Origin of the sequence: Shewanella sp. A32, assembly GCF_029167175.1 — a bacterium.
Taxonomy (GTDB): Bacteria; Pseudomonadota; Gammaproteobacteria; order Enterobacterales; family Shewanellaceae; genus Shewanella; species Shewanella yunxiaonensis.
In genome coordinates this window covers 22,977-40,128 of the sequence record NZ_JARFTS010000003.1, presented here as the reverse complement: position 1 = coordinate 40,128, position 17,152 = coordinate 22,977, and the positions used below count along the sequence as shown (strand labels likewise).

The 17,152-nt window shown below is 52.8% G+C and carries 19 protein-coding genes; 4 read left to right on the top strand and 15 right to left on the bottom strand.

The genetic code is table 11. The features are described 5' to 3' along the window. Positions 1-21: 21 nt before the first annotated feature. Positions 22-666: a DUF2959 domain-containing protein gene (locus PY479_RS03490; RefSeq protein WP_212594757.1), complete on the bottom strand. Its 645-nt coding sequence runs from the start codon at positions 664-666 to the stop codon at positions 22-24. A gap of 20 nt (positions 667-686) precedes the next feature. After that, a complete protein-coding gene (locus PY479_RS03485; protein ID WP_212594756.1) occupies positions 687-905 on the bottom strand; it encodes a hypothetical protein in 219 nt (72 codons plus the stop codon). 108 nt (positions 906-1,013) lie between these two features. On the opposite strand from PY479_RS03485, the gene PY479_RS03480 reads away from it, so the two are divergent. The 4 genes from PY479_RS03480 to PY479_RS03465 all read left to right on the top strand — a co-directional run bounded on the left by PY479_RS03480 (position 1,014) and on the right by PY479_RS03465 (position 4,033). Beyond that, the gene (locus tag PY479_RS03480) at positions 1,014-1,919 is read left to right on the top strand and encodes a virulence factor BrkB family protein (RefSeq protein WP_212594755.1); all 906 of its coding nucleotides are present in this window, start codon (positions 1,014-1,016) and stop codon (positions 1,917-1,919) included. After that, positions 1,906-2,850, top strand: a complete 945-nt coding sequence (locus tag PY479_RS03475) for an alpha/beta fold hydrolase (protein ID WP_212594754.1) — start codon at positions 1,906-1,908, stop codon at positions 2,848-2,850. Before PY479_RS03480 ends, PY479_RS03475 begins: the two co-directional genes overlap by 14 nt. After that, a complete protein-coding gene (gene dtd, locus PY479_RS03470) occupies positions 2,847-3,284 on the top strand; it encodes a D-aminoacyl-tRNA deacylase (RefSeq protein ID WP_212594753.1) in 438 nt (145 codons plus the stop codon). The genes PY479_RS03475 and dtd overlap by 4 nt, the downstream gene beginning before the upstream one ends. A 155-nt stretch (positions 3,285-3,439) precedes the next feature. Next, the gene (locus PY479_RS03465) at positions 3,440-4,033 is read left to right on the top strand and encodes an FMN-dependent NADH-azoreductase (protein ID WP_212594752.1); all 594 of its coding nucleotides are present in this window, start codon (positions 3,440-3,442) and stop codon (positions 4,031-4,033) included. Between the two features lie 91 nt (positions 4,034-4,124). Here the strand turns inward: PY479_RS03465 and PY479_RS03460 are convergent, their stop codons facing one another. The 13 genes from PY479_RS03460 to PY479_RS03400 all read right to left on the bottom strand — a co-directional run bounded on the left by PY479_RS03460 (position 4,125) and on the right by PY479_RS03400 (position 17,143). Beyond that, positions 4,125-4,451 carry a rhodanese-like domain-containing protein gene (locus PY479_RS03460; protein ID WP_275482891.1) on the bottom strand — a complete coding sequence of 109 codons (327 nt, stop codon included), beginning with the start codon at positions 4,449-4,451 and terminating at the stop codon, positions 4,125-4,127. 79 nt (positions 4,452-4,530) lie between these two features. Next, complete coding sequence (locus PY479_RS03455; RefSeq protein WP_212594750.1) at positions 4,531-5,772, bottom strand: beta-ketoacyl-ACP synthase; 1,242 nt, start codon at positions 5,770-5,772, stop codon at positions 4,531-4,533. Beyond that, positions 5,769-6,494 (bottom strand): 3-ketoacyl-ACP reductase FabG2, encoded by a 726-nt coding sequence (locus tag PY479_RS03450; protein WP_275482890.1) that lies wholly within the window; start codon positions 6,492-6,494, stop codon positions 5,769-5,771. Before PY479_RS03450 ends, PY479_RS03455 begins: the two co-directional genes overlap by 4 nt. Continuing rightward, entirely contained in the window at positions 6,491-6,982 is a 492-nt protein-coding gene (locus tag PY479_RS03445; protein ID WP_275482889.1) for a hotdog family protein, read from the bottom strand. The genes PY479_RS03450 and PY479_RS03445 overlap by 4 nt, the downstream gene beginning before the upstream one ends. Beyond that, positions 6,975-8,168 (bottom strand): beta-ketoacyl-[acyl-carrier-protein] synthase family protein, encoded by a 1,194-nt coding sequence (locus tag PY479_RS03440; protein ID WP_275482888.1) that lies wholly within the window; start codon positions 8,166-8,168, stop codon positions 6,975-6,977. Before PY479_RS03440 ends, PY479_RS03445 begins: the two co-directional genes overlap by 8 nt. Before the next feature lie 16 nt (positions 8,169-8,184). Then, a complete protein-coding gene (locus PY479_RS03435; protein ID WP_275482887.1) occupies positions 8,185-8,763 on the bottom strand; it encodes a DUF3261 domain-containing protein in 579 nt (192 codons plus the stop codon). Further along, a complete protein-coding gene (locus tag PY479_RS03430; protein WP_275482886.1) occupies positions 8,751-11,099 on the bottom strand; it encodes an MMPL family transporter in 2,349 nt (782 codons plus the stop codon). The genes PY479_RS03435 and PY479_RS03430 overlap by 13 nt, the downstream gene beginning before the upstream one ends. After that, a complete protein-coding gene (locus tag PY479_RS03425) occupies positions 11,099-11,770 on the bottom strand; it encodes a LolA-related protein (RefSeq protein ID WP_275482885.1) in 672 nt (223 codons plus the stop codon). The genes PY479_RS03430 and PY479_RS03425 overlap by 1 nt, the downstream gene beginning before the upstream one ends. After that, on the bottom strand, positions 11,767-12,192 hold the full coding sequence (locus PY479_RS03420; protein ID WP_212594743.1) for an acyl-CoA thioesterase: 426 nt from the start codon (positions 12,190-12,192) through the stop codon (positions 11,767-11,769). Before PY479_RS03420 ends, PY479_RS03425 begins: the two co-directional genes overlap by 4 nt. Then, positions 12,192-13,724 (bottom strand): aromatic amino acid ammonia-lyase, encoded by a 1,533-nt coding sequence (locus tag PY479_RS03415; protein WP_275482884.1) that lies wholly within the window; start codon positions 13,722-13,724, stop codon positions 12,192-12,194. Before PY479_RS03415 ends, PY479_RS03420 begins: the two co-directional genes overlap by 1 nt. Beyond that, positions 13,721-15,418: a glycosyltransferase family 2 protein gene (locus tag PY479_RS03410; RefSeq protein ID WP_275482883.1), complete on the bottom strand. Its 1,698-nt coding sequence runs from the start codon at positions 15,416-15,418 to the stop codon at positions 13,721-13,723. The genes PY479_RS03415 and PY479_RS03410 overlap by 4 nt, the downstream gene beginning before the upstream one ends. Continuing rightward, entirely contained in the window at positions 15,415-15,777 is a 363-nt protein-coding gene (locus PY479_RS03405) for a thioester dehydrase (protein WP_275482882.1), read from the bottom strand. Before PY479_RS03405 ends, PY479_RS03410 begins: the two co-directional genes overlap by 4 nt. Next, positions 15,770-17,143, bottom strand: coding sequence for an AMP-binding protein (locus PY479_RS03400; protein WP_275482881.1), 1,374 nt, complete (start codon positions 17,141-17,143; stop codon positions 15,770-15,772). Before PY479_RS03400 ends, PY479_RS03405 begins: the two co-directional genes overlap by 8 nt. Positions 17,144-17,152 lie beyond the last annotated feature (9 nt).

Sequence of the window (17,152 nt, the reverse complement as noted above, 5' to 3'; positions counted from 1 at the left end):
ACCCCTCGATTCACTGTGTGGTTAAGGTTCCATGTGAGCGATGAATTTATTGGATTCATCAATCGAACGGTTCATCTCTTTAATCAGTGACGAAATATCAGTTTGCAAACTGGTGAATTCGCCTTTAACTGACGCGATGGTTTGCGCATTGAGATTGTGCTTCAAGTACAACATGTTGTCTTTCATGGCGGTGAGTACCGGTGCCATTTTGCTTTCTGCCCGGCGCATGCTTTTCAGCATCTGTTGGTACGAGCGCTGTGTCTGATTTAATTTGCTTTGGCTTTTCTGTCGCAGGCTGGATTTACTGATTTCACCAATTTCTTGCTGCCATTCATCAAAGAGCGCTTCAGCAACACTTTCAACTTTATCAATCCTGTCGCTCACCCGTTCAGCCGCAGACTGTGCGGATTCATATTCATCTTTCGCGTTGTTATACGCTTGTTCCAGATCGCCGCCATCATGGTGCAGTAATGCCTGCATCTCCTCGAGCGCAGAGCTGAACTGCTTTTGCGCATCCTGTTGTGACTCCTGCGCATCTTTGACGCGATCGACCATAATGTCGCGCTTGTGATAGCCAATTTTTTCCATAGCCCCATAGTAGGCCGATTGGCAACCGCCCAGCATTAACGCCAGACACATCAGCGTCGAGCTCACTAATATTTTCATTGGATTATCCTTTCCATCCTTCATGCACGGTATCTGGCTGCATCCACAATGCTCCAGAGATGGGCAATAGCACCAATAATGGGGGGCACGACCAGCCACCATAAGGCATATCCGACAACGGTTATGACAAAAAATAGCAGTGCCGCCAGAATACGACCTTGGATCAGCTGTCCTAACCCCGGGAAAAAGACATTTACCAGCGCTGCGATGACATTGCCGGTAGATCCTTGTTGTGACATTCGATATCTCCTTGGTTTCCGGCAAAAATTGCAGGGCGCTTTTTCTGTCGGGATTTTGTAATCTGTTTGTTATTGTACGAAGATATTGGCATAAGTCATCCAACAATCATGATTACTGTGAATTCTCAGTTCAGTCTGCAACGTGCAGGCGCCATCACTCATAGCATCTGGTGCTACATCAAGCATGTAAAAAGCCGGGTATTGAATGATCAGATTAATATCCGTGCGGGTCATTTGGCCTACGTTACTCTGCTGTCGCTGGTGCCGATGGTGGCCGTGACCATGTCAATGTTATCGGCCTTTCCTGTGTTTAAAGGGGTTCGCAAAGAGATCGAGAATTTTATTTATCAGAATTTTCTGCCCGCAGCTGGTGATACGGTACAGGTGTATATCAACCAATTTGTCGGTAACGCCTCTAAAGGCACCGCCATTGGTATTGCGGCATTAATGGTCGTGGCAATTATGCTGATCTCGGCGATTGATAAAGCACTCAACTATATCTGGGGGAATCGTACAAAGCGGCCGTTGGTGCTGTCGTTTTCTATGTACTGGATGATCCTGACGCTAGGGCCAATTCTTATCAGTGCTAGCCTGGCAGCCACTTCCTATGTGGTATCGCTCAAGATCTTTAATGAAGCCGATACCTATGGGGTGGGGGCTTTTTTCGTCGCGCGCTTACCCTTTCTCTTTTCGGTGGCGACCTTTTTGCTGCTGTATACCGTGGTGCCTAATCAGAAGGTGCACTTGCTACATGCGTTATTGGGCGCTGTGGTTGCGGCACTGCTATTTGAAGCGGGCAAGAAAGGTTTTGCATTTTACGTGACACATTTCCCGACCTATGAAGCCATTTATGGTGCCCTGGCAACCATTCCGATTCTGTTTTTGTGGGTGTATCTGTCCTGGATGATCGTGCTGCTGGGGGCCGAAATTACCGCATCTTTGCCCGAATATCTGGATGAGCTACAGCAGGTGGCTGACGCTGAGTGTGATAGGTCATCAAATGAGCAGGATTGAGCCGTTATCCCGGCAGTGGCTGGATGTCGGCGATGGGCATCTATTACATCTGGTAGAGTACGGCAAGCCGCAGGGGATCCCGTTATTGTTTTTACATGGTGGCCCTGGCGCTGGATGCCATATCAGCGATTTGGAGTTGTTTGATCTCCAGCGGTTTCGCGTACTGTTGTTAGATCAACGCGGTGCCGGTAAGTCACAGCCGTCAGGCAGACTGGTACATAACGATGTGTTGAGTCTGCTGACAGATATTGAACGGTTAAGGCAATGGCTAGGGCTGGAGCGCTGGTGTCTCGCCGGGGGATCATTTGGGGCGACGCTAGGGTTGATATATTCTGGTTTGTGTCCGCAACGGGTGCTCGGGCAATGTTATTGGGGCATATTTGTGCCATCGGCGGCGGGTCGCAGTTGGCTTTATGGCAGTCAGGGAGCCGCAAAGCGGTTTCCGGTTGATTACCGCGGTTGGCGGGATGCGGTATCAGCAAACGATGAGGATACGTTGTTACAGGCATTTGCGCAGGCACTGCAACGCAGTGAACTCAAGACGGTGGCGGCGTGGTGCCATTGGGAACGAACGCTGGCGCATCCCTGGACCCTGTTGCCGACTGAATATTCTCTGGCCGACCGAAGCTGCGCATTAATTGAAAATCACTTTGCCCGTCATCATTACTTTGATGCTTACGTCTTGTTAAAAGCCACCATGGATAGCTGGCCGACCCACACCTGGTTGTTGCAAGGTGAGCAGGATTGGGTATGTCCGCCATTTCTGTTAAAGCAAATGCTGGCCGAGCAAACGCAGCCCACCGCATTGCAGCTCGTGGCTGGTGGACACCATTCCTTGATGGAACCACGGATGCAGCAGGCGGTAATTGCAGCGGTTCGGGAAATGGCTGACAATGTCGCGCAATTAGCCAATACAGGAGTGATAGCGTGATAGCGCTTATTCAGCGAGTCCGTGAAGCCAGTGTCACAGTAGAACAGCAAGTGACGGGCAGTATCGGCAGTGGGTTACTGGTTTTACTTGGTGTCGAGCATCAGGATGATGAAGCTACTGTGGCGAAATTAGCCCACAAAGTAATGCACTATCGGGTGTTCAGTGATGAGCAGGGCAAGATGAACCTCAACGTCTCGCAAGTCGGTGGCAGTTTGTTAGTGGTGTCGCAGTTTACCTTGGCCGCTGATACTAGTCGCGGCTTACGCCCTAGCTTTTCAAGTGCCGCAGTTCCCGCGAGAGCCGATGAACTCTACCAAGCTTTTATCGATTATTGCCGCAATGCGGGCATGACAGTGGCGACTGGCAGATTTGCCGCCGATATGCAGGTGGCGCTGATCAATGATGGCCCAGTGACTTTCAGTCTCAAAGTCTGAGCCTTCATGAGCCGCGGTTAAAGTATAACCGTTCTAAAAAATAGCAAGTAATCTCAAATTTTATCCGCTTTTTATTCAATTTATCCGTGTATAGACTGGCGCTATTAATTTAGGGAAAGCCCCTGAATAGTTATCCAAATATAGCGGAGTGAATTATGAGCAAGGTTTTAGTATTGAAGTCCAGCATTCTCGGTGGTTATTCACAGTCAAGTCTGCTACTGGACTATTTGGCTGCTTCATGGAAAGAAAAAGGCGCGGCTATCCAGGTGCGCGATCTGGCCGCAGAGCAACTGCCGGTACTGGATGGTGAGTTGGCGGGTGGCCTGCGTGGCGGGGATAATCTGAATGCCCGTCAACAAGAAGTGTTAGCGCTGTCTGACAAACTGGTTAAAGAAATTAAGGACAACGATACTCTGGTGATCGCTGCGCCTATGTATAACTTTACTGTGCCGGTGCAGCTGAAAACCTGGATTGACCTGGTTGCCCGTGCTGGTGTGACTTTCCGTTATACTGCGACTGGTGCTGAAGGTCTGCTGACAGGTAAACGTGCAGTTATCGTGACTACCCGTGGTGGTATTCATAAGGGTTCTGCTGTGGATTACGTAGTACCGTTCCTGAAGACTTTCCTTGGCTTTATCGGTATCACTAATGTTGACGTGGTGTATGCTGAAGCACTGAATATGGGCGATGAAGCTCATGATAAAGGTATTGCTGAAGCGAAAGCTGCTATCGATCAACTGTCAGTGTAATGCTTAAGAGGTAACCTGCTGTTTAACTAAAACTGTAGTGGCACCCATTACGGACATTAAAACAAGCCCCGGTATCCTGGGGCTTGTTTTTTCAAGCGGCGGGTTGGTTATACAGCAGATCCTGTAACGAGCCACCATTGACGGCACAGTCAAAACCATTCGCACGTAAGATGTCGCAGCCCATCTGTGCCCGGATGCCTGCGGCGCAATACAATACTAATGGTCGCTGTTTGTTAGGCTGTTGCTTAATCCAGCTGTCGAGTTGGTTGAGGGGGACATTGGTCGCCTGTGGCAGATGAGCTTGTGCAAATTCATCAGGGGAGCGGACATCCAATACTTGTGCGCCTTGCTTGATCAATTCCCAACAGCTATTACCGCCCACGGCGCCGGACCAACGAGAAAGTGCTGACTGCGACATAGAAATTCCCTTAACCATTAGATTAATAAGATTAATCTAATGGTTAAGGGAGTACAAGCGGTATAAACAATCGTCAACGCTAACTCGATGATTCTGACCAGCGGCGGAAAATCAGCGATGTGTTAATGCCACCAAAAGCAAAGTTATTACTCATCACTATATCCGTCTGCAACGCGCGTCCATTATCGCGGATGTAATCCAGCGCCGCGCAGTCATCGGCTGGATGTTCAAGGTTTAACGTGGGCGCAAACCAGCCATCGCGCATCATCATAATGCTCCACCAGGCTTCCAGTGCCCCACATGCGCCGAGAGTGTGGCCGGTATAACTCTTTAACGACGATATGGGTACTTGGCTGCCAAAGACAGCATAGGTGGCCTGACTTTCGGCGGCATCACCGCGATCCGTGGCAGTGCCGTGGGCATTTACATAGCCAATTTGCTGCGGTGTTACTCCGGCATCTTCCAAGGCTAAACGAATCGCACCTTCCATCGTGATTGCATTCGGCTGGGTGATATGCGCGCCATCGGCATTGGTGCCAAACCCGATGACTTCAGCATATATCCGGGCCCCACGCGCCTGGGCATGTTGTAACTCTTCTAGTACCAAGGTCCCGGCTCCTTCGCCGATCACCAAGCCATCGCGGTCGCGATCGAACGGTCTTGGCGTCAGTTGTGGGGTATCGTTGCGGGTGCTGGTGGCAAATAGCGTATCGAACACCACGGCTTCGCTGGCGCAGAGTTCTTCGGCACCGCCGGCCAGCATCAACACCTGGCGACCATATTTAATCGCTTCATAAGCATAACCTATGCCTTGGCTACCAGAGGTGCAGGCACTGCTGGTGGTAATGGTACGGCCCTGCAAACCGAAAAATACTCCCACGTTGACAGCGGTGGTGTGGCCCATCATGCGGATATAGCTGGTTGCATCAATACCACTCATATCACCGTGTTTGAGCATGTCACCAAAGCCGATGATAGCGGTTGGGCTTCCGGCAGATGAGCCATACGCAATACCCATGGCCCCGGAGCTGATGACAGGATCGTCCAGTAACTCTGCATCAGCTAACGCCAGTTCACTGGCGCGGGTCGCCATCAGGGATACCCGTCCCATTGAGCGAATTTTTTTGCGGGAATAGTGTGCTGGCACTGCAAAATCGTTGACCGGCGCCGCCAGGCGGGTATTCAGACCTTGAAATCGATCCCAGTCATCCATGCGCTGCACGGCATTATGCCCACTCTGCAGTCGCGTTTTAATCGTCGGCCAGTCCTGCCCCAGCGATGAAATGCCGGCCATGCCGGTGATGACAACGCGTTTACTCATAACATGCCACCATTGACTGAAATGACCTGGCGGGTGATATAGGCTGCTTCATCTGACATTAGAAAGTTCGCCAGCCCGGCAATCTCTTCCGGTTTACCCAGGCGGCGCAGTGGTACCAGTTGTTGCACCAGTTCGTCACTGAAATTGTCCACCATTTCGGTGTCGATGATGCCGGGAGCGATACAGTTGACGGTGATTTTGCGCTTGGCGACTTCCAGTGCCAGCGCTTTGGTGGCACCCATTATTCCAGCCTTGGAGGCGCTGTAATTCACTTGACCACGATTGCCTGCCAAACCGGAAACGGAGGACAGGGTAATGATTCGACCACCGTTACGGGCCTGGATCATCGGCATCAGCAGCGGCTGGAGCACGTTATAAAAACCATCGAGATTGGTATGGATAACACCATCCCATTCCGCATCGGTCATCGCAGGGAAAGCGGTATCGCGGGCGATTCCAGCGTTGAGTATCGCGCCATAATAGGCACCGTGAGTGGCAATATCGGTTTCTATAGCGCTGCGGCAGGCCGCTCTGTCAGCCACATCAAACTGTAATTGGCTTACCTGCACTCCAATTTCAGTTAATGCTTGCGCAGTAGCGTTGGCCGCCTGTTGGTTACTGTGAAAATGCAGCGCTATATCGTAGCCAGATTGTGCCAGACGTAAAGCCATCGCTTTACCAATACCGCGACTGGCACCTGTCACTAAAATTCGCTTACTCATGTAGGATCTCCCACAGATACTTCGGCACCGCCTGCTACATAGGCCGCGGTGTCCCGGGGTTGGAATACATTCACATTGGCACTGGCGATGGTCTCGCCCTGATGCAATATTTCACAATCAAAAACGGCCAGACCGCTAGCTTCCTGATAAAGCCGTCGTACTGCCGTCTGATATTGTTTGCCAGGCAAAAATCCGGCGCAATGCAGTTGTAACTTGCGACTCCCGAGCAGAAATCCTACCCGTATCGGTTCACCGCAACGTTCGGCTTCAACTCCGGCTAGTGCGGCAATACTTTGTGCCATATATTCAATGCCCACGTAATTGGGTACCCGTCCGAGGACCGGATCAAAAAACGGACTGTGTTCACTGATACTGACACTGGTCAGCAGATAGTTGTCACTATGCTGTTCAATGTGATCGATCAGGATCATCGGTGGCCGGTGGGCCAGAAAATCGGCAATATTCCGCTGCCGTAAATGTTCACTCATGCAGGTTTCCGCGACTCAAAATCAGGCTGGCATTACTGCCGCCAAAAGCAAAAGAGTTACTCATAAGGTGTTGTAGCCGAGCTGTATCCCCCTTTTTCACCAGTGGCAATGGCAATAACTTTGCATCAATTTCCCCATCCCACAGGTGCGGCGGCAGTAACTGTGCACTATTGTAGTGGGACAGTAACAGCCAACAAAAAGCGGTTTCAATGGCACCTGCAGCTCCCAAGGTATGACCGACCAGCGGTTTTGTAGAGCTACAAGGTGGAATCGCATCAGCCCCAAAAACACGGTTCATCGCCAGCGCCTCCATGGCGTCATTTTTTGCTGTGGCAGTACCATGCAGATTCACATAATCGATATCTGCCGCAGTTAACCCCGCCTGGCTCAGTGCCGCCTGCATCGCCGCGATAGCACCGCGCCCTTGCGGGTGTGGTGCGGAAATATGATAGGCGTCGGATGATTCGCCGCAGCCACCCAATAGAATCTCCCCGTCACCACGTTCCAGGGTAAATACTGCCGCGCCCTCACCAATATTAATGCCGTGACGGTTACGACTGCAGGGATTGCAGCGCGAATTGTCGATAGACTCTAGGGCGTCAAACCCGTTGAGTGTCAGTTGGCTGAGACTATCAACACCGCCGACGATCACCAAATCGCAAAGGCCACTGAGTAATAATCGCCGACCACTGGCAAACACCTTGGCGCTGGAGGAACAAGCGGTGGATACCGTGTAAGCCGGGCCTTGCAAATCAAGGAGTTGTTGCAGAAACTCCGCGGGGCTGCCTAACTCCTGCTGTCCGTAATGATAATCTTTCGGAAACCGCCCGTGCTGCTGGTAGTAAGCCAGCGCCTGTTCCCCGTTTGCAATGCCAGAGGTACTGGTGCCGAGCACTATACCGATGCGATCCGCACCATAATGCTTGACTGCCGCGGTAATTACATCTCGCAGCGGTTGCACCGCTTGTAACAGCAGTGCGTTGTTTCTGCAAGAAAATTTTGCCAAGGCAGGCGGTAATGATGGCAGCGGCATTGCTACTTCACCAACAATCGCCGGGCGATCAAATAACCAGCCGTCGCGTCGCACCATTGCTGAAGCATCGCCAGTCACTAACGCTTGCAGTATTGTGCTGGGGTCATGGCCGAGTGGCGTACAAAATCCAGCGTGTCTGATGGTTATTGGCATCTTATTCCTGCGCTGTTTACATCGGCTTGATCGTTAACCGGAGGTTCGCATCCGGCAGTTCAACCGCTACCGGACTCTGCCAGCCCGGCGTCTGTTCATAGTGTATGCTTGCGAGCATTTTGCCGTTGAGGGTTAGTTCACGGCAATAGCCTTGTTGACACCGGAAATCCCGGATGTTGGCTTCAGGGATTGCTTGCTGCACCATGGCGGCTGGCCAGTATACCAACTGTTGCACTGCCATCAGGTAGTCACCGCGGAAGTTGCTCGCGAGCAATACACTGTGTTCGCTGTTCAGTGTATTGCCATCAAAGCTTAGGGTAAACAGTGATTGCCCGAGCGGTGCCAACCCCACCATGATTTCGTTCTCGGGTGCGAATTGTAGTTGCAACAGTAATTCCTGGGCCTTGCCATTGTGTTCAAAGCGTACCTGTTGGGCGATATCGGCAGGTAGGGGGGTTACGTGTTGCTGCCATGGCAATGGTGCCAGACAATAATTGGCCGTTGCAGCCAGTGGCACACACGTTTGCTGCCAGCGGTGGCTGCTTTGGCAACCACTGATGATCCCTAGCAACAGCATGCAAACTATCGAGCGCATTCGGAGGGCTCCGCGGCGTCGCTGATATTCAGTAAGGCCAGCAATAAAGTAAACAGAATGCCGAGTGTCAGTGTCTGACCGAAAGCGGCAATCGCATGGGTGCTGCTAAATCCCAGCAAGCCAAACGCCAACAGGGTGGACGCGGCAGATAATAATACCGCCAGCATCACTGCCGCCGGGTGGCGTCCGGCACTGGCAAAGAACAGGCTATAATCTACGCCGATGCCAAATACCAGCAACAGCGCCAATGTGTGAAACAAGGTGAGACCCGCGCCGAACCAGCCCAGTGTCGCCAACGTTAGCAATGCGGCCATCACTGGCACCAGGGCGGTCGCCAGACCATGGCGCCGGCCGTAACGCCAGACGAACAACACCGCCGCCAAGGCTAATGAGATACCCAGCAGCCATAAGGTTAGTTGGCGGAAATGCGCCATAACGGCAGAGATATCTGCGACCTTATCAACCAGGGTTACCCCGGAAACCGTTTCGCTGATGGTTTTCACCGCACTCAGATCCTTGATCCCACCCAATAGCACAATGCCGCCGTATTGCGAGTGACTTGCATCCGGCGGCAGCCATAACTGTGCCAATCCGCTCTTTTGTGCCGCGGCGGTGGTTAACCATTGCTGGATGGTGAGCGGGTTAGCTGCTGCTGCATGGTATTGTTGCAGTAACGCCGGTGCGAGGGCTTCATCCAGTCCTAAGTATTGCAGTAGCGCAGGCAACTGTTGATAAATTAGGCCCTGTAACTGGTAGTTGCGTTGTTGCTGTTGCTCGCTGGGAACAAAGTGTGACAGTGACACGAAATTGCCCAATTGGTGCTGATGCTGCAGCGCTTCCAGTTTAGGTGTCAGTTGTTCGAGTCGTTGCAGTAATTGCTGTGCGTTATCGGCGGCGACTAACAGAAACTGATTGTCGGTGCCACCACTTAGCAATTGCCGCAACTGCTGTTCCTCCGCCGTCACACTGGCCTGACTTTGCTGCAGATTACGGATATCGTCATCGTGATGCAGGCGCAACAACCCGGTGAGCAGCAGTATTAACATCAAACTCAACAACCCGCGCCTGCGCCGAAACTGTTGGCGAATGGCAAGGTAACAGTGATGGGCCAACTGCAGTTGTCGCTGACCTTCTGGCAACGGGCTGGCCGCCAGCGCTGGGTAGGCCAGTAGTAGCGTCAGCCAGGTAAATATCAGCCCGGTAGCGCAGAAGACGGCTACTTGCTGCATGCCAGGGAATGGTGTTAATCCCAATGCCAGATAGGCGATGACACTCGATGCCAGCGCCAAGGTCAGCGTTGGCGCAATCTGCCGTAGACTTTGCTGGACTGTGGTTTGCGGCGATTGCAGCCGTTCACAATAGAAATGGAAGCTGTAATCGATGGCTATGCCCACCAAACTGGTGCCGAACACCAGTGTCAGCAGATGTAGGCCATTAAAGCACCACAAGGTCACTGCCAGCGCCACCACAAAACTGCTGCCCAGCGTCAGCAGTGCCACTGTTAACGGTTTTAGTGAACGAAACCCCAGCAGCACCAGCAGCACTACACCCGCCAGCGAAATACTGCCAATTATCCCGATTTGTGCCTTGGCACTGGTAGTGGCGGCAGCGGCATGAAATAGTGCGCCAGCTTTCAGCACCGAAACTTCCGCCGGTAAGCTGGATAACGCCTGCTGCAGCGCCTGCAATTGCTGCTGTTGTGCCAGCGGACTGAACGCACTGCCACGGGCCTTGGCAATTACGATGGCCGCTGTCTGCTTGCCGCTGGTGGTCAGCAAGATGCCATCTTGTTGTTGTAGTTGCTGACCATCAGCGAGCTGTTGTAGCCAACTGGGAAACAGCAGTAACGGATCCTGTTGCAGTAATTCACTGTTGGCGCTGCTAAAGGGACTGTAAAGCTGTTGTTGTACCGACTGTAATAGTGGCTGTAACTGCTGCTGTTGCAACAGCTGCTGTTGACTTTTTGTCAGCAGCCGCAGGCGATACGGGAAATAAAAATGGCCAAGTGCTTGCAGACTCGCGTCATCACCACTGCGGACCTGAGTAAACGCGGCAAACTGTTGCAATTGCGCCATCAGTTGGTGCGTTGCAGCGATTGCTTGTGCGCGCGAATCGGCCAGGACAGCTAAATAGATTTGTTCGCCAAACTGCCGTTCTACCTGTGTTAGCGCTGCTTGAGTTAACGGCGCTTCCTGCACTTTCGGCAATAACGCCAGAATGTCGGTTTCGATATGGGCCCCGCGCTGCCATTGCCATAAACCGCTGGCTGCAATGGCTACCAGCAGTATCAGCCAGATAACAAGTCCCTGTCGTGGCGTTAACCGGGGCGCCGGCATCAGTTAGCGGTCCCGCTGGGTATAAACAGTTGCTGCTCGGCGCTACTGAGCGGGCCGGTATGGATCTGGCTGAAACGAATATCGCTGAGATCACCGTGTTGCCCCAGCATCAGCAGTTGCTGCGGCTGCGCTTCCCCACTGAGAATCAGCCGTGGTAATACAGTTTTGAGCTGGCTATTTTTGGCAATTAATCCCAGTTGCCAGGATGATTGCTGTTGCAGGTAGAGCGCGAAGTGCTGTTGCAGGTATTCGATATTCCCCGCCAATAAGGCCTGCATCAGTTTTGGCAACAAGCTTGCCAGCGCGTTGGGGGCGTCACTGGTCTGCTGCACACTCAGTTGGCCTTGGCTGTCTATCTGGAGCAGTTGCTGCTGTTTTAGTATCAAGGTCGTGGCAAAGGGCTGTTGCTGCTGCCACAACATGCCTTCGTTAGGTGCAAAAATAAAGCGACCACTGCTATAGAGCGGTTGCTTTAATACCCGCAACCAACGTGTCTGCTGAAAACTGCCACGACTGCTATCGCCAAGTGCCAGTCGCTGCTGTAGTTGTTGCAGCTGCTCGCTGCTGGCTTCGGTAGCAAACAGACGGTCATAATCGCTGGGCTGTGGACGATTGTCTGCCATTACCGGATGGCACAACAGTAACAATAGTATGCCAAACAGATACCTCATTGTGCCTCCAAAAACGGTTGTAGCCGCTGACGAAATACCGCAGGAGTTTCAAAACACAACTCCTTGGTCTGCATATTGACTGCGGCCTGAATGGTGTAGCCCTTGGTCAGTCGTTCACCACTGCCAGCGTCGAAAATCTGGTATTGGATTTTCAGGCGGTTTTCCCATTCTACCAGCCCTGCGACCACGCGGATTTTCTGCTCAAAGGTGGAGGATTTCACATATTTGAGCTGCACATCGACAATTGGCCAACCATAGCCAGAACTCAGCATCTGCCGGTAACCATAATCGATTTTATCCAGCAGCTTACAGCGGGCGACTTCAAAGTAACGCAGGTAGTTGCCATGCCAGGTGATGCCCATCGAGTCGACATCGAAAAAGGGAATTTCCAGCTCCACTTCGGCAGTTACAACGGCTTTCATCAGCAGACCTCCCAAAAACCTTGCTGAATTTTCAATAGCGTATCACGCAATGTGGCTTCCAAAGGCCGATCTTCTTGCAGCAGTGGTAACTGTTGTGTCAGCTGTGCCAGGGTTTTCGCCAGTGACGGAGTCAGGCTCTCAGGAGACAGTTGCTGTTGGCGGATGCGCAGACGAATGCCTTGGCTCATCGCCAACAGCGTGGCCGCGGCGACCTGCTCGGTCAATTCCAGTACCCGCAAACAATCGCGGGCGGCAATGGTGCCCATGCTCACTTTATCCTGGTTGTGGCATTCGGTTGAGCGCGAAAACACACTGGCTGGCATCGTCAGTTTCAATGCTTCGGCGGTCCAGGCAGAACAACCAATTTGGACTGCCTTAAAACCATGATTAATGCTGCGGCGGTCAGTGTCGCAACCAGAAAGATTGGCAGGTAGACCATTGTTAAATTTAGGGTCCATCACCAGTGCCATCTGCCGGTCCAGCAGATCTGCGAGGTTCGCCACCGCATTTTTCATGGCGTCCATCGCAAATGCAATGTGGCCACCATAAAAGTGACCACCGTGCAACACATGTTCGCCGTCACCATCCACAATCGGGTTGTCATTGGCACTGTTGAGCTCGTTTTCAATAAACTGCCGCATGAAGGGCAACGCATCCGCCAAGACCCCGATAATGTGGGGGGCACAACGGATGGAGTAACGGTCCTGCAGCCGTTCAGAATTACGCGGATGTTGCTGGTGGTTAAGATCCTCACGGATCCAAGCTGCCACCTGATTTTGGCCGGGATGTGGCTTTACGGAAAATAGCAACTCATCGAAATGGTTGCTGTTGCCTTGCAGCGTCAAGGAGGTCATGGCGGTGATGCGGGCACATAAGCGTTGCAGATATTGCGCACGCTGATATGCCAGACACGCCAGCGCAGTCATCACCGCCGTGCCATTCATCAACGCTAATCCCTCTTTCGGGCGCAACGCCAATGGCTGAAGTTGTCGCTCTCCATACACCTCGGCAGTGTCGCGGATGTTGTCCTGATAATAGACCTGCCGCTCCCCCACCAATACCGCAGCCAGATAGGACAGCGGCGTCAAATCGCCACTGGCACCCACTGAGCCCTCTTCCGGGATCAGCGGAATGATGTCCTGATTCAGCAACAGCGCGATACGCTCAAGCAGTGCGTAACTGACGCCAGATTTGCCGCGGGCGAGAGAGTTAAGCCGGCAGGCCAGTATCGCCCGCGCTGGCACTTTATCGAAATGACGTCCAAGGCCACAACCGTGAAAACGGCTGAGATGCAGCGGCAGTTCTGGCACCAGCTCGGGCGCAATAGCAACGGTACAGGAATCGCCGTAGCCGGTGGTCACGCCGTAAATCACTCCATCCTGGGCTAACAGCTTGTCGATGAAGCGTGCGCCGCGTTCAATATATTCACGGTAATCGTGGCTGTCATCCAGCACTACCGGTGCGCCGTTGGCAACGGCCACTATCTGTTCCAGCGACAATACGTTATGGCCAAAGGCAATCGCCTGGGTCATGGCTGCTCCTTGCGTGTCGCGCTGTCATCTCTGCGCCAGAAATCGTAAAAATTAAACCATTGCAATGGCACCTGACGAGCCATCACCTCCAGCCGCTGGGCATAGAGCTGGGCGGCCTGTTGTAACCGTTGCTGACGTTGTGCTCTGGGGCCGTTTAGTGGCGCGCTAAAGGGCTGTAATGACACGTGATAACGCCGCTGTTGGCGCACACAAAACATGGTGTAGACCGGACAATCCAGCATGCCAGCCAGAATAAACGGCCCTTGTGGCAATGCGGCTTCTGCCCCAAGAAATGGCACATAACACACCCGGCCCATGCTGTGGCGTGAGGTGCGATCAGCGGCAATCACTACCAGCTCCCCAGCATCAATTTTGTCCTGCAATAACATTGCCGTGGCCGGACTCAGTTCTGCGACTTGCAGCAAATGTAACTGGCTATCCGGATTTAATTGCTTGATGACCTCGTTAAAATTTTCCGCATGATTGGTCATCACCATCACATTAACTTTAATCTGGCGCTGGTGGATAGAGATGGCTCGGCATAATTCAATATTGCCAATATGCGATACCAGCAGCACCGCCCCGCGGCCACTGGCTAACTGTGTTGCCAGCGCTTGTTTATCTGGGAAGTCGACTTGATCGAGGGTAATGCGATCGCACCAGGCATCGATTCTGTCTAATGCGGCGTTACCGAAGCTGAAAAAGTGGCGCAGGCTATCGCGCCAGTCGGTCGGTTGGTGCAAATCGGGGTGTTGCGGCTCCAATTGTTGCACGCGCCGCAGAAATTGCTGCGAGGCTGCCCGTGCACTGCGTCCGGTGGCAAAAAAGTAAGTGATAACCGGATACATCACCAGCCGCGCCAGCCAGTGGCCCCCAAGACGATAACAAGCCACCAGAATTTTCAACCCTAACAGGCTACCGCGCTCGCGGATACTGGACCAGTGGCGCGTGTCTTGCATTTTCTTGGGGCCAAATGCTTGCGCGGTGATTTTGCGTCTAAGCATGCCGAAGAATAATCGACTGTGCATTTTACTGATGCGCCAATTATCGGCCCAACCCTGAAAATGACTAACGCCGTCTGGCGGGTAAATCACTTTGGTCGGCAAATGCAGGGTGGGGGTGCCGCGCCAGTACAGTCGTACCATAATTTCGGTATCGAAATCCATGCGCTCACCGACCGGCTCACAGCGTAACAGCGCTTCACAAGCTGCCAATGGATAGACGCGATAGCCACACATGGAATCGCGGATACTCAGACTCAGGGTTTCCAGCCACACCCAGAAATGGGTGATATAGCGGCCATAGAGCCGGGCTTTGGGTACACTAGCGTCGTATTGTGGTAGCCCGCTGATCAGCGCCTGAGGATTTTGCTGTGCCAGCGCCAGCATCTGTGGAATATCGTCCAGATCATGCTGACCATCAGCATCCACCTGCAGTGCATGCGAATAGCCTTGTTCCCAGGCGGTACGCAGGCCACTGACCACCGCGGCACCTTTGCCGCGGTTATAAGGATGAGTCAACAAGGTGACCCAGTCATGATGTTGTGCGGCTAACTGCTGCAATAGATAACGGGTAGTGTCATTGCTGCCGTCATCTACCAGAAAGCAGTGTATCCCCAGCGGCTTTAATTTTTGCAGCGTCTGGGCGATGTAATTGCTGTGGTTGTAGTTGGGGATCACCAGTGCAGGTTTCATGTGACCTCCGGTGTGGCAAAGGCGATGCGCCCAGACGCAAAACGTTGCTCGCCAGCGCTGAAACTGAACTGCAATTTACGCTTTTCGACCAGGTGGCGGATGCAGAGAGAAACCTGCATGCCCGGTTGGATCAACTGCTGGAATTTCAGCACCTCCAACTGCGCTACGGCTGTTTGATAGCCAAACTGCTGGCAACCGAAACGGACCGCCCAATCCAACTGTACGACGCCCGGCAGCACCGGGTATGCGGGGAAATGGCCGGCAAAAGCAGGGTAGTCCACCGGGATTTGCAGTTGCCAGTGGGCTTCATTGCCCTCAATCTGATGCGCCACCACTGGCGGCAATAACGATTTAATCATGATCAAATAGCTGCACTATTTCCTGCTTCAGCAACTTACCCTGAGCATTCATTGGCATAGTGTCCGGGTAGCGCCAGCGGCGGGGCAAGGTGACACGCTCAAACTGACTCAGTAGATGAGCTTTCAGGCCATTATTAATACTGAGTTTACCTTCGATGGCCAGTTGCTGTTTGCCATATGCCGATAATTCCACTACCGCCCCTAACTGCTGCCGCTGGGCTTCCAGCAATAACAGGTGGCTCTGCTGTACCCAGGGGTGACTATTCAACAGCCCTTCCATCTGGGTCAGTGATAATCGCTTTTCTTCGATTTTCACAATGCGGTCAAGCCGTCCCTCCAGCCGGAACAGTTCTTTGTCCAGCAGCGTGATTTTGTCTTCACAGCGCAAAACCTGGTTGTCTTCCAGATACGGCGATTGCAGTAGCAGGGCGTTGTCTTCTGGATCAATGTTCAGCACCATGGGAGCAAATGCGCGCCAAGGGGTATCGGCACTATGCTGACGGCGATAACCAATACCGCCGGTTTCGGTGCTGCCATACACTTCGATGGGCAAACTGCCATAGCACTGCCGAATGCCTTGTGCCGCTTCCAGTGATAGGGGGCCGCCGGAGCTGAAAATCAGACTGGGGGTGTGGATTTGCCGCTCAAATCCTAGCGCTTCTGGCAACCGCGATAGCTGCGCCGGGCTGCTGATCAGGCACAACTTAGGAAACAGCGCTGTGTAGTAACTTAAGGTTTCCGGATATTCCACCAGATCCGACAGAAATGGCCGACTGGCTGCCAATGGCCACAGAATTTTAAATAACAGGCCGTAGATATGCTGGTGGCTGACGGTGGCAATCACACTGCAGTGTGGCAGATGTTTAGCGAACGTTTGCTCCAGTACGGTCACTTCAGCGTCCAATTGCCGCAACGTTTTGCGTACCGCCTTGGGGTAGCCGCTGGAGCCGGAAGTGAACAATATCAGTTCACCAAAATCGCAATCGGGGGGGAGCTTTGGCCAAGGCGCGAGTGGCTGACTGAGTTCTTTTTTCAGCGCAATATATTGTTTGCCTTCACACAAAGGCTGATCGGCCAATACCGCATCAAATTCATGGGTGAGTTCACTGAGCGTGCCCGGCTGGGTATTGGCGGGCAGGATTAGCTGCTTGCCTGCCAGCAGCGCGGCACAGAGGCCGACAGCGAACTGGTCACTGCTATCACAGGCCAGCAGCCAGCGTTGCTCGCTACTGGTGACCAGTCGTTTATGCAGATGATGTACCTGAGTGGCAAACAGCCCGCCAGTCACAATATCGTGATGGTTGAAACTGATCAGTTGTTGTCCGGATGGACCCTGGCTCAACCAGGATTTCAATAACTCTGTCATAACCGTCTC